This window comes from Ensifer sp. Root142 (assembly GCF_001426785.1).
GTDB lineage: Bacteria > Pseudomonadota > Alphaproteobacteria > Rhizobiales > Rhizobiaceae > Ensifer > Ensifer canadensis.
The window spans coordinates 387,308-411,978 of sequence record NZ_LMFK01000023.1; the positions used below are offsets into that span (position 1 = coordinate 387,308).

General features: G+C 59.1%; 21 protein-coding genes and 1 pseudogene. 15 read left to right on the plus strand and 7 right to left on the minus strand.

The window, feature by feature from the left end:
- Positions 1-14: 14 nt before the first annotated feature.
- Positions 15-2,249 (minus strand): UDP-galactopyranose mutase, encoded by a 2,235-nt coding sequence (gene glf, locus ASD52_RS22885; protein ID WP_113567105.1) that lies wholly within the window; start codon positions 2,247-2,249, stop codon positions 15-17.
- 147 nt (positions 2,250-2,396) lie between these two features.
- Positions 2,397-3,572 carry a glycosyltransferase gene (locus ASD52_RS22890; protein ID WP_225906345.1) on the minus strand — a complete coding sequence of 392 codons (1,176 nt, stop codon included), beginning with the start codon at positions 3,570-3,572 and terminating at the stop codon, positions 2,397-2,399.
- 826 nt (positions 3,573-4,398) lie between these two features.
- Here ASD52_RS22890 and ASD52_RS37680 point away from each other — a divergent pair.
- Positions 4,399-4,971 carry an MOSC domain-containing protein gene (locus ASD52_RS37680; protein ID WP_234908113.1) on the plus strand — a complete coding sequence of 191 codons (573 nt, stop codon included), beginning with the start codon at positions 4,399-4,401 and terminating at the stop codon, positions 4,969-4,971.
- Between the two features lie 831 nt (positions 4,972-5,802).
- Positions 5,803-6,066 carry a hypothetical protein gene (locus ASD52_RS22905; RefSeq protein ID WP_156407939.1) on the plus strand — a complete coding sequence of 88 codons (264 nt, stop codon included), beginning with the start codon at positions 5,803-5,805 and terminating at the stop codon, positions 6,064-6,066.
- Positions 6,067-6,330: 264 nt separating this feature from the next.
- Here ASD52_RS22905 and ASD52_RS22910 read toward each other — a convergent pair whose 3' ends face one another.
- Both ASD52_RS22910 and ASD52_RS22915 read right to left on the minus strand, forming a co-directional pair.
- Positions 6,331-7,569: an FAD-dependent oxidoreductase gene (locus ASD52_RS22910; RefSeq protein WP_057209692.1), complete on the minus strand. Its 1,239-nt coding sequence runs from the start codon at positions 7,567-7,569 to the stop codon at positions 6,331-6,333.
- 24 nt (positions 7,570-7,593) lie between these two features.
- Entirely contained in the window at positions 7,594-8,418 is an 825-nt protein-coding gene (locus ASD52_RS22915) for a M55 family metallopeptidase (RefSeq protein ID WP_057209691.1), read from the minus strand.
- 111 nt (positions 8,419-8,529) lie between these two features.
- On the opposite strand from ASD52_RS22915, the gene ASD52_RS22920 reads away from it, so the two are divergent.
- The 9 genes from ASD52_RS22920 (at position 8,530) to ASD52_RS22960 (ending at position 19,536) form a co-directional block, all read left to right on the plus strand.
- On the plus strand, positions 8,530-9,987 hold the full coding sequence (locus ASD52_RS22920; protein WP_057209690.1) for a M81 family metallopeptidase: 1,458 nt from the start codon (positions 8,530-8,532) through the stop codon (positions 9,985-9,987).
- A 315-nt stretch (positions 9,988-10,302) separates the two neighbouring features.
- A complete protein-coding gene (locus tag ASD52_RS22925; protein WP_025430711.1) occupies positions 10,303-10,935 on the plus strand; it encodes an XRE family transcriptional regulator in 633 nt (210 codons plus the stop codon).
- A gap of 91 nt (positions 10,936-11,026) precedes the next feature.
- A complete protein-coding gene (locus ASD52_RS22930) occupies positions 11,027-12,598 on the plus strand; it encodes an ABC transporter substrate-binding protein (protein ID WP_244497503.1) in 1,572 nt (523 codons plus the stop codon).
- Positions 12,599-12,740: 142 nt separating this feature from the next.
- The gene (locus tag ASD52_RS22935) at positions 12,741-13,754 is read left to right on the plus strand and encodes an ABC transporter permease (RefSeq protein ID WP_025430709.1); all 1,014 of its coding nucleotides are present in this window, start codon (positions 12,741-12,743) and stop codon (positions 13,752-13,754) included.
- Between the two features lie 2 nt (positions 13,755-13,756).
- Positions 13,757-14,665, plus strand: a complete 909-nt coding sequence (gene ddpC, locus ASD52_RS22940) for a D,D-dipeptide ABC transporter permease (protein ID WP_057209688.1) — start codon at positions 13,757-13,759, stop codon at positions 14,663-14,665.
- Positions 14,665-15,684 (plus strand): ABC transporter ATP-binding protein, encoded by a 1,020-nt coding sequence (locus tag ASD52_RS22945; protein WP_057209719.1) that lies wholly within the window; start codon positions 14,665-14,667, stop codon positions 15,682-15,684. The genes ddpC and ASD52_RS22945 overlap by 1 nt, the downstream gene beginning before the upstream one ends.
- Positions 15,681-16,673, plus strand: a complete 993-nt coding sequence (locus ASD52_RS22950; protein ID WP_057225516.1) for an oligopeptide/dipeptide ABC transporter ATP-binding protein — start codon at positions 15,681-15,683, stop codon at positions 16,671-16,673. Before ASD52_RS22945 ends, ASD52_RS22950 begins: the two co-directional genes overlap by 4 nt.
- A 357-nt stretch (positions 16,674-17,030) precedes the next feature.
- Complete coding sequence (locus ASD52_RS22955) at positions 17,031-17,855, plus strand: creatininase family protein (protein WP_057209686.1); 825 nt, start codon at positions 17,031-17,033, stop codon at positions 17,853-17,855.
- A 118-nt stretch (positions 17,856-17,973) separates the two neighbouring features.
- Positions 17,974-19,536, plus strand: a complete 1,563-nt coding sequence (locus ASD52_RS22960; protein ID WP_244496125.1) for an ABC transporter substrate-binding protein — start codon at positions 17,974-17,976, stop codon at positions 19,534-19,536.
- A 113-nt stretch (positions 19,537-19,649) separates the two neighbouring features.
- On the opposite strand, the gene ASD52_RS22965 is transcribed toward ASD52_RS22960, so the two are convergent.
- Positions 19,650-20,039 (minus strand): nuclear transport factor 2 family protein, encoded by a 390-nt coding sequence (locus tag ASD52_RS22965; RefSeq protein WP_057209684.1) that lies wholly within the window; start codon positions 20,037-20,039, stop codon positions 19,650-19,652.
- Between the two features lies 1 nt (position 20,040).
- The gene (locus ASD52_RS22970) at positions 20,041-21,126 is read right to left on the minus strand and encodes an aldehyde reductase (RefSeq protein ID WP_082523716.1); all 1,086 of its coding nucleotides are present in this window, start codon (positions 21,124-21,126) and stop codon (positions 20,041-20,043) included.
- Between the two features lie 98 nt (positions 21,127-21,224).
- On the opposite strand from ASD52_RS22970, the gene ASD52_RS22975 reads away from it, so the two are divergent.
- Together ASD52_RS22975 and ASD52_RS40260 are read left to right on the plus strand one after the other, a co-directional pair.
- Positions 21,225-21,836, plus strand: coding sequence for a TetR/AcrR family transcriptional regulator (locus tag ASD52_RS22975; RefSeq protein WP_057209683.1), 612 nt, complete (start codon positions 21,225-21,227; stop codon positions 21,834-21,836).
- A gap of 126 nt (positions 21,837-21,962) precedes the next feature.
- A pseudogene (locus ASD52_RS40260) lies at positions 21,963-22,162 on the plus strand (hypothetical protein); the annotation flags it as partial.
- A gap of 32 nt (positions 22,163-22,194) precedes the next feature.
- On the opposite strand, the gene ASD52_RS22980 reads toward ASD52_RS40260, so the two are convergent.
- The gene (locus ASD52_RS22980; RefSeq protein ID WP_057209681.1) at positions 22,195-22,941 is read right to left on the minus strand and encodes a FadR/GntR family transcriptional regulator; all 747 of its coding nucleotides are present in this window, start codon (positions 22,939-22,941) and stop codon (positions 22,195-22,197) included.
- Between the two features lie 471 nt (positions 22,942-23,412).
- On the opposite strand from ASD52_RS22980, the gene ASD52_RS22985 reads away from it, so the two are divergent.
- Both ASD52_RS22985 and ASD52_RS22990 read left to right on the plus strand, forming a co-directional pair.
- Complete coding sequence (locus ASD52_RS22985) at positions 23,413-23,886, plus strand: RidA family protein (RefSeq protein ID WP_057209679.1); 474 nt, start codon at positions 23,413-23,415, stop codon at positions 23,884-23,886.
- Between the two features lie 24 nt (positions 23,887-23,910).
- Entirely contained in the window at positions 23,911-24,666 is a 756-nt protein-coding gene (locus ASD52_RS22990; protein WP_057209677.1) for an amino acid ABC transporter ATP-binding protein, read from the plus strand.
- The last annotated feature ends 5 nt before the right edge of the window (positions 24,667-24,671 follow it).

Sequence of the window (24,671 nt, forward strand, 5' to 3'; positions counted from 1 at the left end):
CTGTGGGAGCGGGCTCACCGGACACCCAACCCGGCGTTCACCTTTTCTTTGTTTTGCAATCTCTTAAATGCCGTCAAGGCCTGTCCGACGACCTGATCCATATTATAGTAGCGATAGGTGGCCAGCCTTCCGACGAACGTCACGTCCGTGCGCGAACGCGCAAGCTCAGCATATTGGCTGAAGAGTTTCTGATTTTCTGATCTGGGGATTGGGTAGTACGGATCGCCTTGCGAACAGGCATATTCAAAGCAGGCAGACGTCTTCGGATGGATTTGTCCGGTGATATGTTTGAATTCAGTCAGCCGTGTGTAAGGTACGGCTTCGGAAGGAAAGTTGACCACGCCGACAGGTAGCAGGCGCCGCTGATCGTACGTCACGTGCTCGAAGCGCAAGCTCCTATAGGGAAGACGGCCAAACTCGTAATCGAAGAATTCATCGATTGGTCCGGTGAATATCACGTGGGCGTCCGCAAACCGGGGACGAATATCGCGAAAATCTGTCTCCAGCAGGATCTCGATGTTTTCGCCAGCCAGCATGTTCTCGAACATGTCCGTGTAGCCGTTCTTCGGCATCGCTTGAAAAATGTCCTGGAAATACCGGTCGTCAGTGTTCGTGCGGGTCGGAATTCGCGCCGTCACTGCCTTGTCGAGCTGCGAAGGGTCCAGTCCCCATTGCTTGCGGGTGTAGCCTTCGAAAAATGTCCGATAAAGATCCGTTCCAACCTGGGCGATAACCACGTCCTTCGAGGTGCGGATCTCTTCAGTTGGCTCGGCCTTCCCGGCGAGGTATCGCGCGGCGGCAGCGTCGTCCTCAAGATCAAGGCTGTACAATTGGTTTAGGGTCGTCCGGTTGATGGGTATCGGCAACAGCTTGCCGTCTACCTGGGCTAGCACCCGGTGCTCGTAGTGCCTCCAGGCCGTGAAGCGCGACAAATAGTTAAAGATCGCTTCGCTATTGGTATGGAAAATGTGCGGTCCATATTTGTGAACCAGGATACCGTTTTCATTGTAGAAATCGTAGGCATTGCCTCCGATGTGGGGGCGCCGGTCACATACAAGAACTCTCTGCTTGCCCTCGTTGGCAAGACGCTCGGCCAAGACCGCCCCCGCAAATCCCGCCCCGACGATCAGGTAATCAATTCGGTGGTGCCTCGAGCTCTTTCGTGACGTCTTTCCCACGTGACGCAAAAGGGGCCCCGGCGCCCGCACAGCAGGATCCAAGACCTCATGAATTAGCCGATCCATACGACGGTGAGTGTCATCCCAGGAAAGTGTTGCCAGTCGTTCGTCGACGACCTTCAGCCAGTCCCCATGCTTGGGTCCCAATTGAAGCGCTGCCTCGCACGCCTGCACGAAGGCCGCGGCATCGGCTGCGACGAATAAGCCATTGATGTCTCCGTATTGCCTCACGACATCTGTGATCGGCGTGCTCACGACGGGAAGTCCTGCGGCAAGGTATTCAGGTGTCTTCGTCGGACTGATGAAACGGGTGGCGTCGTTGCGGGCAAACGGCATCAACGCGACATCCCAGCCGGCAAAATACGCAGGGAGCCTCGCATAATCCTTCTGCCCCAAGTAATGGATGTTGGGTGCCCGCGGCAGTTCCTCCGGTGCGATTTTGGCGATCGGCCCGATGAATACAATTGACCACCACGGACGCTGATCGGCCAAGGCCGCGACGAGGTCCAGATCGAGACGTTCATCGATAACCCCGCAGAAACCGAGTATCGGGCGTGCAAACGGCGCTTGATCGTCGGGGATGTCGGATATTGCGCGCGCCGACTGGAAATGACCGACGTCGACGGCAGAAGGGAAGGGATGTATGTTATCATGGAGAAGCCGCTTGGCTTCATACAGGCTATAACCGCCCGTGAATACGACGTCGGCCCGGCGCATCAGCTCTTGCTCCAACTCGCCCACGAGCGGCGACGCAAATCTGAAATTCGCGAGTTCATCCATGCAGTCGTAGACGACAGCGGCGGCGGCGACATGCCGAGCCAATGGGAACATCATCGGCGTGTAAAACCACAGGATCGGCGGCTTTCGCCCGATGAGTTCGAGTAGGTCGTCAAGCAGCTCGGTCAATCCAGCCTGGCGCTCCGCTTCGCTCCAACGATCTGGCACTCTCGGGCGCACGGCTCTTACCTTCGAGCCGGCGAAGGAGTGAAATTCAAGATAGGGCAAATGATGATTGGTCGGGATAAACTCCTCGAAGAAGTATACGTTGCGCTCCCGCGAGAACCGCTGCATCAGATGTTGCGGCCGTTGCAGCACGAAATCCCACCGAAGATGGGAAAAACAGATTAGCGGTACATCAGAATTTCGGTGGATCTCATCTGTTGATAAAGAATTTGGCAATATATTCATAAATCAACCGCGCTTCAGACGTTCGAATGATCAAACGATCTCTGAGTCCCGCGCGCTCCTCTCTTGGTTTGAACGATGGGCTGCAATCAACTGTTGAAGTTTTCTGATCGAATGGTGCCACGTCCATTGACGCAGGACCGCCGCGCGAGGGGTAAAATCCTCAAGCCGCGTCAACATGTTGGCGATGCCCAGATGAAACCGGTCCGCTGTGGCCACGGCGCCGGTCTCTGGGGTGATATATTGGAGCCCGCAGCGCAACGCAGCATTGGCAAGAACGGGCAGATCGGCCAGCATGTATTCGGTGAGCACCGCTGGCGCTCCGTCATCGACACCGCAGACAACGCCCATGCGCGCTCGGTTCATCAAACGGTTGACCTCCGCGATGGGCACGGCCGGAGGTCCGACGAAATCGGCGTTCAGTCCGAGTTCGGCCGCGTCTTGACGCAATGCCGCTGCGTCCTCGCCATAACCGAATACGCAAAGCGTGCGCACGGTTCGTGGCAAACGGCTCAATGCTGCAAACAGAATGTCGTGACGTTTGTAGGGCTGAGCAGCGGCTACATAAATGACGTCGTAATCCTTCGGTCCTTCGATTGGATAAAACGTGGAGGGGGACGCGAACTCGGGTCCGATCGGAAGGATGGCGATCTGCGTCTCTGGATGGCGCGCGCGGATCTCGTCGCTCTGCTCTTTGGAAGCCGACAGGATGAGATCGAAGTGACGGCTTATGTTGGACGGAATTCGCAGGGCGGGCGCATCTATCGAGTTATAGATTTTGAAGCTGCGATGGCAGGGGAGAAGTATTTCCTCACTGACACCCAGCCCTAAGACGCAAAGGATGGTAGGAGCGCCATAAACCTCAATGTGAGCAAGCATATCATCAGAGGAGAACGGATGATCCGGGCCGTTCAAGATGAAGACGCGTCGCTTCAAATGCGCCTCAGCAGGACATTCATCGGGTGGGGCGTTGTTACGCCAGTGGCTCCAGATTTCCGCGCGATCAACCATTCCTTGAGCGAGGCACGCCAAAGGGAGACGCTCCAGATAGCCGCCCTCTACCACGATTTCATGGTCCCCAGACTGCCACTCCTCCTGCTCTTCCTTCAATCGCGTCGTCCAGGTCAGTAGACGTTCGGCCTTGGTGGGAACCGCAGAAGCAGGAGGCCAACCGTCCTGAAAATCGCTGATGACAACTACTTTCCGCATATCTGAGTTCACACGCATGTTTTCATGAGCGTCTTGTCGACGATCATGGGGGGATCGATTGGTTCTTAGGATTCCGTAGGTCGCGCTTTAACCAGCGCGGTGCGCATTTGTTCCGAAGCGAGGCAACTTCATGTGTTTTTATTCTAATATTCAAAAATGAGGGGTGAGGACGTGGGAAAAGGAGCCACTCGCGTCGCCGCGCTCTGGCTAGTCATTGTCCCCAACCCGCTTTGACAGGCTTACGGCGCCCACGTCCGCAAAGGGCGATTGATCACGCCCGTTTCACTTCGAAACTCCCGTGCGAATAACCCCTCAAATGATGGCGCCAGGCACTCGTCACAAATACCGCAGCCATCGGCGTCCATTCGCGAGGCCGAGCGCACTTCTTGACAACAAAGGCATACGGTTGTGTTTCCCGCGGGAACTTCATCACGCGCGGGCGGGATTACTTCGATCTCGGCGTCGGGAACGCCATTCGCTGCAAGCTCATCCATCTCGAGGCTCCATGTCGAGGACGCTACTTGAGATAGGAAGCCTCAAGACGAGCGGCAAGATGCTCGCGTGCGCGCTAAAATAGCCTTGGAGCGGGAAGGCTTGAACCATCACACAAGCCGCGCGTTAACTTGTCTACTGACGAGGTGATATCATGGCACGAACCTTTAAAAGCAACAGCAGCGCAGCGCACTTTCTTCACGTCGGCGTAGCAGTACTTGCGATGGTGGCCATCGCAATAATGATCGCAATGCTCTAAATGCCGGGCGGGATTCGAGAACTGAGAGTGCTGGCGGTGTGCACTGGGAAAGCGGAAGTAAGACCGGGCAACCGGATGAAAACCGGAATCAACAAACGTCCGACCCGCCACAGCCCGTTAGTTGGATGTGAAGGACTTGAAGGCGACGCTGTCTGCAACCGGAAGCACCACGGCGGCCCCGACCAGGCCATCTACATCGAGGGAGATGTGAGCCGTGCCTGGTGGGAAAAGAAACTGAACAGATCCATTGCCTACGGACTTTTCGGCGAAAATCTTTGCCTTGAAGGACTGGACAATCAAGTCGTAGCGGCCGGGGATCGTTTCACCACCGGCGATCTGGTGATGGAAGTGACAGCACCTCGGATGCCATGCCGAATCCTTTGCGAAAGAATGGATGACCCTTGTTTCTCAAAAATGTACATCAATGCTGCTCGACCCGGCTTCTATTGTCGTATCATCAAACCCGGCCGTATCGCTGCAGGAGCGTTGGTGAGGTACGAAGCGTTCGCGGGAGAGCGCATTTTGATGCCAGAAATGATGGTACACTATGGCAAGAAGGCATCGCCCGATTTGATCGAACGCTACCGGTCGGTACCGGTACATTACAAGCTGCGGGCTTCTCTCTCGGATGGCGTCATCAAGTTCTAGGCGAAATGATAATTGCCCCGGAATAGATGTCCGTTCTCAGCTACGCCCCGACTGACCCGGTGAGCCGCCAAGCGGACCACGTTAACGGAGAACGCGCCGATACCAGCTGGGTCCCATTCTCTGCGCCGCACTTTACGGACCTTGGATGTGCCGCGCTTAGCATCGGTCAATAAAGGCCGCCTCGGTTGCTTTCCAAGGAGCAGGCTCGGGAAATCGCTGGTTTAGATGGACCGATCCCCGTTCTCCGAAACGCCATAGCAGCTCGATCGCGCTGCTAATCCCTATCCGCGGCCCCCGGCAGACCTCCGCGGCTATGAGCATCAGTAAAGCGAAGGGGCTGGCCAACAGTGATCGGCCAACAAAGTGCCGTGTGATTGCAAGAGCTTGGCAAAGACTGCCCGGTCCCGCACACAGAACTGTTTTCTGCCACCGCTCCACGCCTGAGCCGCATGGTTCAAACCCATTCTCCGGCTTGATGGCCATGGATGGCGAAGAGATCATTACGGTCCACCCGCGGGGAGGGTCGACGCACTGGCTCTCGCCGCCGGCGCATTCGCAGGGGTTGAGCGATCGTCAGCACAACCTTGCTGCCGGTCTTCGGGTGAGGCTGGCCGTTGGCGGCGCGGCATTCCGGGAGCTTTGGCCTGCCCTCGCAAGCGTTGCGGGCGCGTTCGATTAGGGAGGCGCGGAAGGCCTTCCATTCCTTCGAGTGTGTTCCGCCGCCGGGGTAGAGCTTCATGCGATCGGATCTGATCGGCATAAGAATGCCTCCCGATAGGGAACATTCCCGATGGCCGTCGGTTCACTTTCCAACAGGAAAGGAGTCAGATGATGAGCGATCCGAAGGAACAGAACTGGACATCGAGCCCTCCCGAGACGATTCCGTTGCCAGACCGGTCCGGCGAATTCCCTTTGCACGATGCCGACAATCCGCCGTCCGATCAGGGCCGCGTGCCGCCGGTTCCGAGCCGGGATGAAGCCAATATGGACCCGGATGAAGCGTTGCCGGAAGACAGCGAGGAGGAGATCCTCGACGACGACCCGGGGCGCGAAAAGACCCGTTTCGACGAAGAGCTTCCTAAGAGCAGCCGATAGGCGTTGCTGTCGGTTCGACATCACGCTGGTAGTTGACCCGGTCAGTTGGCCACGGCGCGGCAAAAATGCATGCGGGTCTCGTCAACAATGAATTGCCCTCGCGCAGGCTGCGATTGTCGCTCCGCCGGAGGGAGCCGAAAAGGAAAAGGCTCCGATGGAGTGGGCTTCGCTCTTCGAGCGGGAGGTGTTTTGAATCGGTCAACGTCGATGATCAACATCCCAAAATCCACCCCAACACAATCCGTCGTGGTCTTTGCGGCTGCGTTACGCCCAACCTCGCGCTGACGGCAGCAGGGGGAGAGTAAGGGGATGCGAGCGGCCCATTGCCATGAACTCTGCCAGGAGGAATGCGGTCGTCGGGCCCAATGTGAAGCCCTGATGGCCGTGACCAAAATGGAACCACAAGCCCTTATGCCGGGTCGGGCCGACGACAGGCAGCATGTCGGGTATGCAGGGGCGGGTACCCGACCATGGCGTCGGTTCGATGGGCTCGCCCAGCGCAAAAAGCTCGCGCGCAGCGCTGGTCGCGTGTCGAATCTGTCGCGAGGCAGGCGCTGCTCCCGGCGGCGCAATATGCGCGCCGGTCAAAACCCGCCATCCCGCATTCATCGGCGCAATCAACGTGGAATTGTCGACATCGAGCATTGAGACGCGCGGCCCGTCCGGGCCTGAAAAATGCCTGTGATAACCGCGCTTGAACACCATGGGTATGCTATAGCCGAACATCTTCGCAAGCGGCGGCGACCATGGTCCCAGGGCAATGACCGCGTTTTCAGCGCCGACAACGCCATCCTCAGACAAGACCCGCCAACCGGCACCATTCTGCTGCAACGTCATGGCGTCACCCCGAGCCAGCGTCCCGCCGCGCGCCACGAAGAGAGCGGCGTAGCGCGCAACCAGTTCGCCCGGGTCACGGCAGGTCCAAGGCGAGGTCCAATGGACAGCACCCGCAAGCCGACGCAGCAGCGCGGGTTCGCTCGCCGCAAGTTCGTCCGCACCAAGCACATCTGAGGGCACGCCGTAGACACGCCTCAGCCGCTCCGCGGCCGCGGCAGCTGCTTCGAAATTCGCGGGCGTACGATAGACAGCGCGCCATCCCCGCCGCACGATCAGTTCACCAGCACCCGCGGGCTCGATGAAGCGCGCGTGATCGTCGCTCGCGCGCAGCGCGAGCTGGGAATAGGCAGCAATTGTTCTCGCGTAAGGCGCAGCCGCAGACTGTGTGAAATAGCGCCAGAGCGGCCCCGCCAGACGTCGCATATCGCCAAGCCGCCAATCGACGTCGTTGCCGCGCTTGAGCGCCACCCTGGCAATTTCGTTCAAGCTGCGTGGGAAGGCATAGGGCTCGACGGCTTCAGTTTGAATGATGCCGGCGTTGCCATAGCTTGTTTCCCGCCCTGGTGCCTGGCGATCCAGCAGCACCACCTGGTGCCCGCTCTCCTGCAATGCAAGCGCGGTGGAGACGCCGACCATGCCGGCGCCGAGGATAATGGAGGTGGTCATGGCGGGATTCCGTAGCGGAGTTGGTCAGAAAGTCAGGCGTGAATTGTAGCCGACCACGAATTGGATGAAGCGCGAGACGTCGATCATGTCGTCGCCCTGGTAGCGGATCGTATAACCGTCGGTGCGCTCGACGCCCTTGAGGTAAGAGAGATATTCGGCCGGCAGGCGATTTCGGAACACGATCTCCAGCGTCGGGTTTTCCAACTTGAACGGTTTCGCCGCGCCGGCTCTCGCCAGCGCCGCTTTGACGCCCTCGCGAATCCGGCGATGCGCGACGGCCGGCGTCAACGATATCGCCGATTGTGTGCTGTAAACCTGCTTGACCGGCACCGTCACGATATCGCCGATACGCGCTTTGATCTCGTCCAAGGCGATGTTGTCGCCTGAGGCGAGCAGGACCGGCACGTCGAAATGCCCGGCAATGGCAGCATTGATGCCGGCCTCCGGCATGACGACACCGTTGATCCGCACCTCGGCAAAGGCTGTGCCGCCGATCGTGTGCGACAGCACGCCACCCGGATGACTTGCCCCGGCATGGTAGCCGAGAAGCATCGCACCAACGAAGGAACCGAGCTCGACGCCCTGCATCATCATTAGCGGCCGCGGCCAGCTGCGGACGATTTGCACATAGTCGGGCAGACGGTCAATTAGGATACTCTCGCCATTTCCGTGGGAATCGCTGAGGATAACCTCTTCCACACCTTCCTCGTGAGCAGCCTCGCAGGCGTGAACGACGGTATCTGTCATCCAACGGCGCGCGTTTTCGTATTCGAAACCTTCCGGCATCAGCTGGTCGCGGCTGACGACCCCGACTATCCCCTCGATATCCGCGGAAATATATATGCGCATTCCTGCCTCCCCGGCCAGCCGCGCGATGGCGCGAATGATGCATTTGACTTTCCGACGATAAACATAGTTTTATGATTAGAAAATATCTTTCTTTGTTGGCGAGAGGCAAAAATGAAACTGTTTATTGCGGGGCTGGACACCGAAACCAATACGTTTTCGCCGATGCAGACGGGCCTTGAGGCCTTCCGGGAAAACCTGATCGCCTATGGCGACGCCACCAGCAGGCCGCTCACCTGCTGCTCGTCGCAAATGTCTGTCTGGCGCAATGGTGCCGACGAAGAAGCCTGGGACGTGGTGGAGAGCCTCTGCGCCGTGGCTGAGCCCGGCGGCAAGACCACGCGGGCGGTCTATGAAAGCTTCCGCTCCACCATCCTCGGCGACCTCGAGGCGGCGATGCCGGTCGACGCGGTCATGCTTGCCCTGCACGGCGCCTGCGTTGCCGAGGGCTATGACGATGTTGAGGGGGATCTGCTCGAGCATGTGCGCGGAGTGGTCGGGCCGAATGTCCCGGTTGCTGCCGAGCTTGATCTGCATTGCCACATCACCGATCGCATGCTCTCGAGCGCGACTATGATCTCCACCTACAAGGAGTATCCGCACACCGACATCGAGGAGGTCGCCGACCAATTGTTCCGGTTGATGAAGCGAACCCTTGCGGGCGAAGTGCGGCCGGTGATGGGCCTCTATGACTGCCGGATGATCAATACCTTCCACCCGCATCGCGCGCCGTTGCGCGGCATTGTCGACCGCATGAAGGCGATGGAGGGGCAGGATGGCATTCTCTCGGTCTCCTTCGGTCACGGCTTTCCCTGGGGAGACGTCGAAGATGTCGGCGCCAAGATGCTCGTCGTGACCGACAACGATACAGCGAAGGCGGCACGGACCGCGGAGGCCTTTGGCAGAGAGATATTCGATGCGCGTGAGGAAATGCGCGGCACCTACCTCGATATCGATGACGCGCTGGATCGGGCCGTCGCCGCGAAGAGCGGACCGATCGTGCTGGCGGACGTCTCCGACAATGCCGGCGGCGGGGCGCCCGGAGACTCGACCTTCATCCTGCGCCGCATCATCGAACGCGGCATCGAGGACGTGGCGACCTGCCTCTACTGGGACCCGATTGCGGTGCGCATGTGCCGCGAGGCGGGAGAAGGGGCGACATTGGCGCTGAGGATCGGCGGCAAGGTCGGGCCGGCCTCCGGCGACCCCCTGGATCTGACCGTGAATGTCAGGCGCATCACCTCCGGCGTTACCCAGCGCTTCGGGCCGACGCCGCTCGGGATCGGCGACGCGGTGTGGGTTACGGCAGGCGGCATCGACATCGTGCTGAACACCGTGCGCACACAAGTCTTCCACCCGGAATGCATGACGGCGCTGGGCTTGAACCCGGCGCAGAGGAAGATTGTCGTGGTGAAGTCGAGCAACCACTTCCGCGCCGGCTTTGAACCGATCGCCAGCGAAATCCTCTATGTCGGCGGCCCCGGCGCCTTGCAACCCAGCTTTGAACAGCTGCCCTTCACAAAATTGAGACGCCCCTATTGGCCGAAGGTCGGCGACCCGTTCGCACAGTAGAAAGGATGCCATTTGGCGCGGCTCAGCGCGGCGAAGATTTGGCAGCCATTGGGTCGTGCCGGTGACGCCTGGGTGCAAGGGTGTCGCTCGGCGCTCTAGCACTTTGATTCTAGGGCATCTTATCCACCTTCGGCGATTCCACGTGAAAGCGGGATGCTCTAGTATGGGATTGCTTTTCAAGCCGATGTTGATTTCGGCCAAGTATTATAGGAAATGGTTTTCCTATCATGCCAGTCGGATTCTGCCCGCGTCGCGGGCTGAGCCGAGAGCGGCACGCGGTCCGGAACGGCTGCAGGTAAATTGGAGACGCCAACGATGACCGATGCGAAATCCAGCCTCGGCGATATCCTGAAGGAGATTCGCAACCGCAATCGCTGGACGCTGGCAGAGGTGAGCTCCATGACCGGGCTTGCGGTCTCGACCCTTTCCAAGGTCGAGAACAACCAGATGCAGCTCACCTACGACCGATTGATTCAGCTCGCCCAGGGCCTCAAGGTCGATATCGTCGAGCTTTTCGGGACCACGGCGGGTGCTGAGGAAGCCCCCAGTATGCTGGGGCGCCGCACTTATACCAGATCCGGCGATGGGCGGGAGATCATCACACAAAACTACGACTATCTCTATGTTTGTACGGAGATTTCGAAGAAGTCGATGGTTCCGATCGTGGCGGTGGCCCGCGCCCGCACGCTCGAGGAGTTCGGGCCGCTTATCCGGCACAAGGGCGAGGAGTTCTTCTACGTTATCGAAGGGGAACTCGAACTTCATACCGAGATCTATGCGCCCTTACGGCTCAAGAAAGGCGATTCCTGCTATTTCGATGCCATGACGGGGCACGCCTATCTCAGCGTGAGCGAAGAACCTGCGCAAATCCTGTGCGTTTGCTCGACCCCGGAAACCGAATTGGTCTCCACCTTGGCGAACGCACAAACGACCAAGCTCACAAGCTAATGTAACTAAAGACGAGTACGATAAGAAAAAATATTGCACTTAGGAAAATCGTTTCCTACTCTAGTGCTGCGGTCGGTGCCGGGAGGGCATCGTGCGCCGCAGTTCTGGGGAGGACTACGAGATGAACGCTTCCAAGTGGAAATCGATTGGCGTCGCCTTGCTTCTGGCATCAACGCCTCTTTCCGGCGCGATCGCTGCGCAGGACGTGCTGGTACTGGCGCGAGCGGAAGATCCGCCGACCGCCGATCCTGGCGTCGAAATCAGCAACAGCGGCTACACACTGATTTACGCTGCCTATGAAAGGCTCGTGGCCTACAAGGGTGCGACAACGGAGGTCGGCCCCGAACTGGCTGAAAGCTGGACTGCCGACGACGCCGGCCTCGTGTGGACCTTCAAGCTCGCCAGCGGCCACAAGTTCGATGACGGCACACCGGTCGACGCCGCTGCGGTCAAATTCACCTTCGATCGATTGATGAAGCTGAAGGCGGGACCCTCCGACGCGTTTCCGGTGCTGAAGGAGGTCGAGGTCGTCGATCCGCAGACGGTGAGATTCCATCTGACGGCGCCATTTGCGCCCTTCATCTCGACACTCGCCGTCTCCGGTGCGGCGATCATCAATCCCAAGGTGATGGAGCACGAGAAGGACGGCGACATGGCGAAGGCCTGGCTTGCGGAGCACTCCGCAGGTAGCGGCCCATACCGTATAGCTTCCTGGGAGCGCAACCAGAGCATCGTGCTCGATCGCAACGAGCACTACGCAGGCACCAAGCCGGCGCTGAAACAAGTGGTCGTCCGCATCGTCGGCGACGTCTCGGCCCGTCGTCTTCAACTGACCAACGGTGATGCCGACATCATCGAGCAGATCCCGCTCGATCAGGCGGAGGCGCTGCAGAAGGACGCCTCCGTCGTGGTCGAGAGCAATCCCAGCATGTATGTGAACTACATCTACATGAACAACCGCCAGCCGCCGCTGGATGACGCCAGGGTTCGCCAGGCGATTTCCTATGCGGTCGACTATCGGGGCATCATAGACGGCATCATGCTCGGCCAGGCCAAGCAGATGCGCGGCGCGGTGCCGAGCGGCATGTGGGGGCACGACCCGAAGGGTTTCCAGTACACATATGATGTCGAGAAGGCCAAGGCCCTGCTCGCCGACTCCGGCAAGAGTGACATTCGCCTGACCTACACTTTCTCTCAAGCCGATCCTGCCTGGGAGCCGGTCGGGCTTGCATTGCAGGCGTCTCTTGCGGAAATCGGCATCAAGCTCGATCTGCAGGCGGTCGCCGACACGACCAAACGCGAACTGGTGGCCAACGGCAAATTCGATATGGCTCCCGGCGCCTGGACGCCTGATTTCGCCGACCCCTACATGTTCATGAACTATTGGTTCGACGCCGACAAAATGGGCGGTCCGGGCAACCGTTCCTTCTACGACAACACCAAGGTGACCACGCTCGTGAAAGAGGCGGGATCCATCGTCGACGAGGAGAAGCGCAAGGAACTCTATGCCGAAGCGCAGAAGCTCTCGACTGAGGACGCGCCCTATCTCTACATCATGGAAAAGAACGACATCTTCGCCCGCCGCGCCGTCGTGCAAGGCTATGTCTACAACCCCATGCTGATCCAGGTCTACAACTTCGGAACGATGTCGAAAACGGAATGACGGAGCCGGATCAGGCCGATCCCGCGGCCTTGACGGGCCTCATTCCACGCAACACCTGCCGCCCGCCTCAACGGCTGTGGCGGCAGGGTTTCATCGTTTCCCAAGCAAGGTCAGGGTTCTCCTGCCGGAAGGGCTGACGTCCATGGCTATCACCCGCATCATCATCCCGCGCCTGGTACTTTTGCTTTTCGTGGTGTTAGGCGTCGCCGTCATCACCTTCACGATCTCCCATCTCATCCCGGGAGATCCGGCGCGCATGATCGCAGGCGACCGGGCGAGCGCCGAAACGCTTGAAAACGTCAGGCGCAATCTCGGCCTTGATCGACCTGTTGTCGAACAGTTCACCATCTATATCGGCAATCTGCTGCAGGGCGATCTGGGGACGTCCCTGCGGACCAATCGCCCGGTCGCCGGCGATATCCGCACCTTCCTGCCGGCGACGCTGGAGCTTGGAACGGTCGCGCTCTTCATCGCGATCTGTCTGGGTGTACCGCTTGGCGTGCTGTCGGCGGTCTACAAGGACGGTCCGATTGACCAGATTGCGCGCACTGTCTCCGTGTGCGGCATCTCGATGCCGGTATTCTGGTTCGGCCTCATCCTGATCTATCTCTTCTACGCCAAGTTTCAGATACTGCCCGGCAGCGGCCGTCTGGCCATGGGCATCGTTGCGCCCGAACGCATCACCGGGTTCCTGTTGATCGACTCGTTGCTGCAAGGCCGCTTCGATGCCTTCCGCAGCGCCGTCTACCACATCATCCTGCCGGGCTTTGTGTTGGCCTTTGCCAATATGGGTGTGATCACGCGCCAGATACGCGCCTCGATGCTGGATGTCCTGCAGGAAGACTACATTCGCACTGCGCGCGCCAGCGGCCTGCGCAAGGGCATGATCATCTTCAACTATGCGCTCAGAAACGCGCTGATCCCTTCCATCACCCTGCTCGGGCTGGCACTTGGCGATCTTCTCTATGGCGCGGTGCTGACCGAGACGATCTTTGCCTGGCCCGGCATGGGCACCTACGTCGTCACCTCCATTCAGACGCTCGATTTTCCCGCCATCATGGGCTTCACGATCGTCGCTTCCATTGGGTATGTGCTGATCAATCTCCTGGTCGATCTCGCCTACATGCTCGCCGACCCCCAGATCAGGGAGGTCTGATCATGTCTGCCGTCATCCCCACCGAACCTGTCGCGGCGAGTTCCGCAATGCGCAGGACCAGGTCCCTATCCGAGCGGCTGCGTTATCTCTGGTACCTCAGCCGCCGGAGCCCGCTGACCCTGGTTGGCGCTGCCATCATCCTGCTCGTCCTCATCATGATCATCGCCGCGCCGGTGATCGCGCCGTACAACCCGGACAAGGTCTCGCTGACGGCGCGTCTGCTGCCACCGAGTGCTGCCCATTGGTTCGGTACCGACGAGGTCGGCCGCGACCTGTTCTCGCGCGTCGTCTATGGGGCAAGGGCATCCTGCGGCGCCGCCTTCATGATTGTCCTGATCTCGATGTCGGTTGGGGTGCTGATCGGCTGTTTTTCCGGCGTGGTCGGCGGACGGGTCGACACCGCCGTCATGCGGCTGATGGACGTCGTCCTTGCCTTGCCGGCGCTCGTGTTGGCCATGGCGCTGGCCGCGGCCCTTGGGCCCAGCCTCTTCAACTCCATGCTAGCCGTGGCGATCGTGCGGATTCCCGCCTATGTGCGCCTGGCCCGCGGTCAAACGCTGTCCTTGCGCGAGCAGGTCTTCGTAAAGGCGTCGCGCACTTTCGGTGCCTCGCCGCTCTACATTCTGCGCTGGCATATCCTGCCAAACGCCATGTCGCCGATCATCGTGCAGGCGACGCTCGATCTTGGCGGTGTTGTGCTGATCGCAGCCGCCCTCAGCTTCATCGGCCTCGGTGCTCAGCCGCCCACCGCCGAATGGGGCGCGCTCGTCAGCAGCGGCCGCAGCTACATGCTCGATCAGTGGTGGTACGCGACCTTCCCGGGTCTCGCCATTCTGATCACGGCCATGGGATGTAACCTCGTTGGCGACGGCATCCGCGATATGCTCGACCCGCGCTTGAGGGGCAGATGATGACGACCGGTATTGTTGAATCTCGCGGTCAGGCGCTGGCCATTCACAATCTGTCGCTGGAGTTCCCAACCTTCAGCGGGGCGATCAAGGCGCTCGACAATGTGTCGATCAATGTCGCAAAGGCAGAGATCGTCGGGATCGTCGGCGAGTCCGGCTGCGGCAAATCGGTGACGACCATGGCAGCAACCGGGCTGCTGCCCAAGGGGCGCTACAGGATCACCGGCGGCTCCGTCAGGATCTTTGGTCATAGCACCCTCGCCATGAACGAGAGCCAACTGCAGGATGTGCGCGGCAAGATGGTCTCGACCATCTTCCAGGAGCCGATGAACGCGCTCAACCCGACGATCCGCATCGGCAAGCAGCTGACTGATGTCATCATGCGTCACGAGGAGGCAAGCTTGACGGATGCCAGGCGCATTGCCCGGGATATTCTTGCCGACATGCTGATCGGCGAGCCCGAGCGGGTCATGAAGCTCTATCCGTTCGAGCTCTCCGGCGGCATGCGGCAACGGGTTCTGATCGCGATGGCATTCTCCTGCAATCCCGGGCTCATCATCGCCGACGAGCCGACGACTGCGCTCGATGTCACCGTCCAGGCCGTGATACTGCGGCTTATCCAGAACCGCGCCCGCCGGACCGGGACGTCGGTGATCTTCATCTCGCATAACGTCGCGGTCGTGTCGCAGCTCTGCGATCGACTTTACGTGATGTATGCCGGAAGGATCGTGGAGCAGGGCGTGACGCGAGCCATTCTCGACGCGCCGCAGCACCCCTATACCCAGGCGCTGCTGCGCTGCCTGCCGGAACGGGTGGCGCCGAAGCAGGAACTCGAAGCGATCACCGGCGCGGTACCGAACCTGATGCACCCGCCTGCCGGCTGCTATTTCCAGCCACGATGCAAGGAAGCGGTTGATCTCTGTCGATCCCGGTCTCCGCAGTTGGAGGGCGCCAATGGCCGACAGGTGGCCTGCTGGCGGCGTGGTGTCGGACCGGAAACAGAGCAGGGGAGCCCGCAATGACCGAAGGTATTGACACGATAACCCGGCCCGTTCTGGAAGTTTCCGATCTCAAAGTCCGCTTCCCCGCGTCCCGAGACTGGCTCGGTCGCCCCACCTCGCATGTGCACGCCGTCAACGGCGTCACCCTTGAGGTTCGCGGCGGTAGAAGCCTCGGCATTGTCGGCGAGTCCGGTTGCGGCAAGAGCACGCTCGCCCAGGCGATCATCGGGCTTGCGCCTTACGAGCAGGGCAGGGTGACGATCGACGGCCAGGATTTGCAGGCAACACAGGGAAAGCAAAAGCGCGATCTGCGGCAGAAGATGCAGATCGTTTTCCAGGATCCGCAATCCTCGCTCGATCGGCGGCTGCCGGTCTGGCGGCTGATCAGCGAACCGCTGCACATTCGCGGCGGACACAGCAATGCCGAGTTGCATGCGAAGGCGGAGCAACTGGCCGCTGCCGTCGGCTTGAGGCCGGAACATCTGGATCGCCTGCCCCACGAGTTTTCAGGTGGCCAGCGCCAGCGCATCGCAATCGCCCGCGCGATCAGCACGGATCCCGATCTCATGGTGTTGGACGAGCCGACATCGGCGCTCGATGTGTCGGTGCAGGCGCAGATCGTCAACCTGCTTTTGAAGTTGCAGCGGGAGCGGGGGTTAACGTACCTCTTGATTTCGCACGATGTCGCGCTGGTGCGCCATTTTTGCGACGATGTCGCTGTGATGTATCTCGGCCAGATCGTTGAATCAGGTCCCGCCGACGAGGTTCTTGGCAATCCTCGGCACCCGTACACTCAAACGCTTCTGGCCTCAGCTCCGAGTTTCGGAAGCCCCTTGCCGATCCTTGCCGAGGTGCGGATCGGGGAGCTTCCAAACAACCGCAAATTGCCGGCCGGTTGCTTCTACAGGGAACGATGCGCCAAGGCTGCTGCTGGCTGCGAGGCACCGCAGGTTCTCCACCGCCTCGGCGATGGCCCGCGCCAGGCGAGGTGTCATCTGGCCGAGGGTTGAGACGCAGACGAGCGCTATAGGGCGTTCCGCCTTCCGTCCGCATGGGCGGCGCATGGCGGTTCGATGAATTGATGCTCGAGGTAGGTATTTTAAGAAATATAATTTTCTTATCCGAAAAATAATTTGATTGATATTTCCGACTGTGCAAATTTGGAGCTGTTCGCTCGGCGGAGCGGAGGCGAAGCCCGACCCACTGCTTGCCGGAGATAACAGTGACGCGAACCAACGCAAATCGGCGCCCTTCTGTCGGCCGCCGTTTCGGCATGTTTCGGAATGCTGGTCCGACGCAGACAGGCGTGTGGCGGTCCAGGCGCCTGCGATCCGGACATGAACGTGATCTGATGAAAGAGGCCTGACATGACGAAGGAAGTTGAATGGGCGCGCATGACCGCACCCAGCCTGCGCGAAATTGCCGGCAAGCCCGGGGCGCTCGCCATTCTGCCGATCGGCTCGCTGGAACAGCACGGCCCGCATCTGCCGGTTATTACCGATACCGCCAGCGCATCGGCGGCGGCCATTCGCGCCGCCCGTCTGGTTGCCGATGATATCCCGGTCGCCGTTCTGCCTGGCCTCTGGCTTGGCATGAGCGAACACCACCTGCCTTTCGGCGGAACCATCACGCTCGACTACGATACGCTCAGCCGCGTCATCCGCTGCATCGTGCGCTCGCTGAAGACGCTCGGCTTCCAACGGCTCTTCATCGTCAATGGACACGGCGGCAACATGGATCCGCTCGCGGTTGCCGTGCGTGAGCTGGCGGTCGAGTTTGCCATGCCGATCGTCGCCACGACGCCTTGGATGCTGGCGCCGGAGGAGGCGGGGAAAATCTTCGAGGTCGACACCGGTGCGCAGCATGCTTGCGAAGGCGAGGCATCTGTCATGTTGGCAATCGTCCCGGACGCGGTAAAGACCGAGATGTTCGGGCAGGCATATGGCAACCAGCAACATCCCGTCGATGTGCCGGCGGACGTGTCGCGCTTCTATTCCTTCGCCGAGCGTGCGCCGGTCACCGGCACCTGGGGCGATCCGCGCAGTGCAACAGCTGACAAGGGCGAGCGCTTCCTCGACCTGCAGGCGGGTGAACTGGTGAAACTGATCCGCAACGATGTGCTCTGGACCGCGCCAGACCCTGTCTGGACGCCCGGTCGCGGCCTCGGCACGACGGCCGGCAAAGCCGATTGACCTGTGCGCGCGAGCCATTCGCCGGGCATCTCGCATTCCATTCCTGAGGGAGGATAAGCCAATGACTCTAAAATTCGCACGGACGCGCAAGACCGTTGTTTCTCTGTTTGCAGCAACGATGCTTTCGGGCGTCGCCCTGACACCGGCCATGGCAAAGACGCTCGTTTATTGCTCGGAGGGCGCGCCAGAGGGGTTCGATGCAGCGCTCTACTCGGCCAACAGTACTTGGGACGCTTCGGCGGAGACGATCTATGATCGCCTGACCGAATTCGAAAGCGGTACGACCAAGGTTATTCCGGGCCTCGCTGAAAGCTGGACAATTTCCGACGATAATCTCGAATACACGCTGAAACTGCGTGAGGGCGTGAAGTTCCAGTCGACGGATGACTTCACACCGACGCGTGATTTCAACGCCGACGACGTGCTCTTCACCTATAATCGCCAGTTGGACAAGAACGATCCCTGGAACAGCTATTTCCCCGGTGCCAACTGGGAAATGTTCAATGCCATGGACATGCCATCGGTCATCAAGGCCATCGTCAAGGTGGACGAAAAGACCGTCAAGTTCGTCCTGAAGCAGCCGGATGCATCGCTTCCGTCAAAGCTTGCCCTGAACTTCGGCTCGATCATGTCGAAGGAATATGCCGACAAGCTGGCGGCTGAAGGACGGCGCGAGGATCTTGACCGTAAGCCGGTCGGAACCGGGCCGTTCCGCTTTGTCGATTATCAGCAAGATGCGGCAATTCGCTTTGCGGCCAATGCAGACTATTGGGCAGGCGCGCCGAAGATCGACAACCTCATCTTCGCGATCACTACCGATCCGACGACACGCATGCAGAAGCTCCAGGCGGGAGAATGCCATGTCGCTCCATACCCGGCGCCGGCTGACGTGGCCGGGCTGAAGGCAAATCCGGACCTTACTGTTCTGGAACAGCCAGGTCTCAACGTCTCCTATCTCGCGATGAATACCTTGATCGCGCCGTTCGACAAGCTGGAAGTACGCCGCGCCATCAATATGGCGATCGACCGCAAGGCGATTGTCGGTTCCGTTTATCAGGGCATGGGACAGGTCGCCAAAAGCGTCCTGCCGCCGACGATGTGGGGCTATAACGGCAAAATAGAGGGCTACAGCTACGATCCGGAAATGGCAAAGAAGCTGCTGGATGGGGCCGGCGTCAAAGATCTGAAGATGAAGATCTGGGCTATGCCTGTCAGCCGTCCCTATATGCCGAACGCTCGCCGCGCGGCAGAGCTGATGCAGGCGGACCTTGCCAAGGTGGGCATCGGTGTCGAAATCGTTTCCTACGAGTGGGGCGAGTATCTGAAGAAGGTGCGCGACGAAGCGCGCGATGGCGCCGTCATCTTGGGCGGCACGAGCGACAACGGCGATCCTGACAATTTGCTCAGCTATTTCTTCAGCTGCTCTGGCGTTGGCGGCAGCAACAATGCCAACTGGTGCTACAAGCCGCTCGATGAGATCTTCCAGAAGGCGCGTACCAGCTCGGATCAAAGCGAGCGGACGAAACTGTACGAAGAGGCACAGGCCATCATCAGCGATCAGGCACCTTGGGTTCCGATTGCCCACTCCACGGTTGTGCTGCCGATGTCGAAAGAGGTGAAGAACTACGTGATGGAGCCATTGGGCTCGCATCGCTTCCAGCAGGTCGACATCGAGGACTAACCCCGCAACTCTAGGCGACGCATGGCCCATCGTTGGTCCTGAAGGCCCGAAGCGGATACTCGACCGCTTCTGGCTCGAAGGGCTTATGGGAACGGCTACCAGCCTCGATTTGGCTAGCGGCTGATGGTCGTGGCCTGAGACCATACAACTATCCAGCGGCTGTTGCGCTCTTCATAAGTGTCTGTGTGCCAGTAGTCTGCGGCCGGCACGAGATGTCCGTTGAAGATTACTTCCAGGCGAGCGCGGTAGCGTATGACGGCGGCCGAGCCATAAAGACGGACGGCAATATCGCTTGGCTCCCATGCGCGGTATTTGATCTGGCCGGCGGCGATGGCACCGAAATATTCTTCCCGCGATAGAGCTCCGCCGATGGGGGTGATTAACTGGAAGTCATCGGCATGAAGAGGTGCCGCCGCAGTGATATCGGCGGCGACGAGCGCACGCAATCGGCTGCGCTCGCTTTCACGGATGCGGTCTTCTTCGGTCTGAACATTGTTTATCATTCTAATCTCCTGGATGTTTCGTTGGCTCTTCGCGGCGAAAGTCAAATCCTCGGCCAGCGGTGCGGGCGGTCACCAGTCCTTTTTCGATCAGACTTTGACCGCAGGCGCGGATGGTTTCTTCTTCGGGACGCGGCTGCCATTGCAACACGCATTCTGCTTTTGAGGTGTCGATGCGGAGGTCCCTTCCAAGCTCATGCACGATCGTCCCCGCGTCGGCGTCGATGAGAGCCAGAATTCGAACCAACCAGTTTGGAAGTTCCGCAGTGGGTATCTGGGAAGTGTAGGCTGGAAAGGACTGGGCAAGTACGTGCGCAATGTCCCTCATCCAGAAGACGCGGCCTCCGACGATGAACCTGTGTCCAGTGGCCCCGGGCTCGACCATCGCACGGACATGGGCGAGCGCGACATCGCGAACGTCAGCGATTGCGCAACCGTAGCGCGGCAATCGCGTGAACTTGCCGTTCATCAATTTCCTGATTAGTCCGACGGACGCGCCGCAGTCATTGCCTAACAACGGACCAAGGATGAGACCCGGATTGATCACGGTCAAGGCCAGATCATGTTCTTCAGCGAACGCCCAAGCGGCGCGCTCGGCCAGAGTCTTGGATTTGTAATAGGGTGTCGCGCGTTTGCTCTCTGTGTCCGTCCAGTCCTTTTCGCTGAACGGTGCACGCCCGCTGCCATGATTGGTGGCTGCGATTGATGAGGTGAGGACGACCCTTTTCGCCTTGCCTGCATGGGCCGCCCGCAACACGCGGAGAGCCCCTTCCTTTGCTGTCCGGATCAATCCTGTCTGATCGCGCACCGCGCCACTCGGAAATGGAGATGCGGTATGGATGATGTAATCGCAGTCCGAAACCGCTTCCGCCCAGCCGAGGTCGTGATCCAGATCGGCTTCGACGAAGCCGAGATTTTCGGTGAACGGTTGAAAGCGGGACATCGTTGCAGCGGCTGACGCCATCCGTCTTAGGGTTCCGCGAACACGATAACCCTGTTGCAACAGCTGCAGCGCCACATGCCCGCCAAGGAAGCCGCTGATCCCCGTGACTAGCACTGTGGTTTGTTGTGGCGGTCGCGCCTCTTTCATGATCGTGCTCCGATGCGAGTTCGGTTAATTGGACAAGTGGACTAATATTGTCCAATTGTCACTTTGACATTTCAGACAGGGGGCGTCAACATGTCCAGATGGAAAATGAAAATCGCAAATCAGCTTTAATTTTGGATTCTGCGCTCCCGGTGTTCGCCCGGTACGGCTTTCAGAAGACCACCATGGCGGATATCGCTCGTGCTACAGGGATTTCGCGCGCTTCCCTCTACCTTGCCTTCAACAGTAAGGAGGAGCTTTTTCGGGCCGGCTCGGCGCGTGCACACGAACGGACAATGTCTGAGGTTGAGGCCGCGCTTGGCCGCACGGGAAATGTCGTGGACCGTATCGCGGCGGCGATCTCTGCCTTCCAGGAAGGACTGATCGCTCCGTTCAGCAAAAGCGATAACGCCAAGGAACTCTTCGACACCAATTTGAAACTGGCAAAGGATATAACGATTGCCGCCAGATCGAAGCTGCTTGACCTCCTGGCAAACGTACTGGCTGCAGCTCAAGCTCAAGGGGAGATCGACCTGAAGGCATTAGAGATATCACCCGCGGACCTCGCCGCGCTGATTGCGGCTGCGATGGATGGCATCAAACACAGCTTCAGCGCCGATGGGCGGTCGGATGACGCGTTGCGGCTATTGATGCGTGTTTTGAGTGTAGCGCTCAAACCAGAAGAAAAAAATGCCGATGGAACAACCAGATAACCCGTTCACGTTGGGGCAACGTGGGGGGTGGCCGGATGTACGCGAGCGAACGGTCTCTCGCAGAGCTGCTGTGGCCGCTTAGGATGGTCACAATTTTCCCGAGCTGCCGGCGGCGTCGGCGGTCGGCAACGCTTGCAGTCCTGGTTGGGTGGCAAACACAAATATGCTGCGTGTGACGCTTTGGTCGGGTACAGGGTCTTATCGGGGCAATCGCGGCCCAGTACGGCGCGCGCCCTGAATGGACTGATAAGAAACCAAACTTGCAGCCCACACACCCGCACCGTCTGGTGCGCTGGTGTTTCTGGTCTGCCATTAGACTTCAATAGGGCTTGGCGCCGATTCAATGTAGCGCATCGGCTCATGGCGATTGGGCGAGATTGCTTAACGGGGAAGTTTCTCCGTCTGAAAAGCCGCGGTACCGAAGATGGCTCCGGTTTAGATGGGCGCGCATGGCTTCGCGGGCCTGTTCGGAATTTCCGCTGCTGATCGCTTCGCAGATAGCCCTGTGTTCTCTCACAGTGTTTTGAATGTACTCGGGCGTGATGAGCGCTGGATTGAGTTCCTTTGAGAACGCCGGTTGCGGGAGTATTTGAAGGCTCATCAAGTTGAAGAACTCTATAAAGGCACCATTATTCGTCGCCTCTGCGATCGAGCGATGGAAAACAACGTCCAGATTGTCGAGGGCGGTTTCGTCGTCGATCGATGCCTCGAATTGGCGGGCAGCATTCCAGATATTTGATTCCTGTGCCCAGGAGCGGCGGGTCGCAGCAAGACCCGCCGCATGAACCTCGAATGCCATTCGCAGTTCCAGAAGGTCGATGAATGACGTCTTCAGGCGGCGAAGCGGCGCCAGTGCCAGCTCGGAATCATAGCCGGTCAAATCTTCCGGCGCGGGCACATTCCGTACAAACACGCCGACGCCATGGCGTGCCTCTACTACTCCATCAGACCGCAATGCGGATATCGCTTCGCGAATGACGGTCCGGCTCACGCCAAAGCGTTGAGAAAGGTCATTAAGCGATCCAAGCTTATCGCCCTTGTCGAGTTCACCCTCGATGATATGAGCCTTGAGTGCTTGTATGGTCCGACTTGTCAGTGTGTCCAAGATTCACCCGTTACCTAGCGTCACCCTTTACCGGTGCTTTTGACGATTAATAGGGTTTCGGTGTCCTTCTGACAAGATAGCACTACTTCAAGATGTGGTACTACCTGTATGTCGGCGATTGCGCTCAAAGTGTGCGCACACAGGCTTCGATGAGCATATCGGCGAGCCTTATTCAAAGCTCTTTATGGCAAATGACTCAAAAATATTTTCGACGCTGATTAGCAACACGCACCGACAGAGACTTAAAAATGCACTGTAAGTAGCTGAATTAATACGATTATCGTGATGTAAATGCGTCAACCTCTTGAGAGGTAGTATCTCTTGTGTCGGTATTGACATGAGATACTATTTCAATAATCTTTGGTCCCGGTAAGTGAGCCAGCGATACCTTGTCAGTCGAGACGAGGCGAATGGCTCCGGCAACGAAACAAGCGCTTTAAAGCGCTCGCAGAAAATCAGGTGGAATTTGCTATGGGTGTCGTCTCTGAACGCATCTCCAAGCTCGGCATCGTGTTGCCTTCTAATGCGCCGGCCTCCGGAAACTACGTTGCGCACCGGCTCGTGGGATCCCTTCTCTTTGTCTCAGGACAGATCCCGCGTATCGACGGTATCGAGCATTTCGTCGGCGTGGTGGGGCAGGACATCTCGCCTGAAGACGGCTATCAAGCCGCTCGTCTTTGCGCTTTGAACCTTGTGGCCCGGGTAAGTGCCGCCCTCGACGGGGACCTCGACCGAGTAATTGCGTGCGTGCAGCTTCGCGGTTTCGTGAACGCGCCGCCGCACTTCCAGGGACATCCCGCCGTAATTGATGGCGCTTCCGATCTTCTTGTCGAAATCTTCGGAGAAAATGGCCGCCACGTCCGTACGGCGCTCGGCGCCGGATCGCTTCCTCGCGGCTCATCCGTCGAGGTTGATGCCGTGTTTGAAGTCGCAATGAAATCCTGACGATAACAGGAAGGGGAACGAGGAATGAGCGAAAGCGCGAAGTCCGAAAAAGCCATAGATATGGTCGGCGTCAACAAATGGTATGGCCCTTTGCAAGTGTTAAAGGGCATAAATCTGAACGTCGCTCGCGGCGAGCACATTGTTCTTTGCGGTCCGTCGGGCTCTGGCAAGTCGACGCTTATCCGTTGCATCAACCACCTGGAGGAAATTCAGGAAGGCACAATCTTCGTCAACGGCACACGGCTCAACCAAAGCGGCGCGAATGCCGACCATATTAGACGCGACGTCGGTATGGTGTTCCAGCAGTTCAACCTTTTCCCTCATCTAACAGTGCTTGAAAACTGCATGCTGGCACAGCGGCGCGTTCGCAAGGCGTCGGGGGCAGAGGCCAAGGAAAAGGCCATGCGCCATCTTGAGCGCGTCCACATCGTCGAGCAGGCGCTGAAGTATCCAGCTCAGTTATCGGGCGGTCAGCAGCAGCGTGTCGCCATCGCACGCGCGCTCTGCATGGATCCAAAGATCATGTTGTTCGACGAGCCGACCTCAGCGCTCGATCCCGAGATGGTCAAGGAGGTGCTCGATACGATGGTGTCGCTCGCCGACGACGGCATTACCATGATCTGCGTCACGCACGAGATGGGCTTTGCCCGAGCCGTTGCGCATCGCGTCATCTTCATGGACCGCGGTGAGATCGTCGAAAGCGCCAAGCCCGACGTGTTCTTCAGTAACCCGAGCCATGAACGCACCAAGACGTTCCTCAGCCAGATCCTCAATCACTAGGGCAG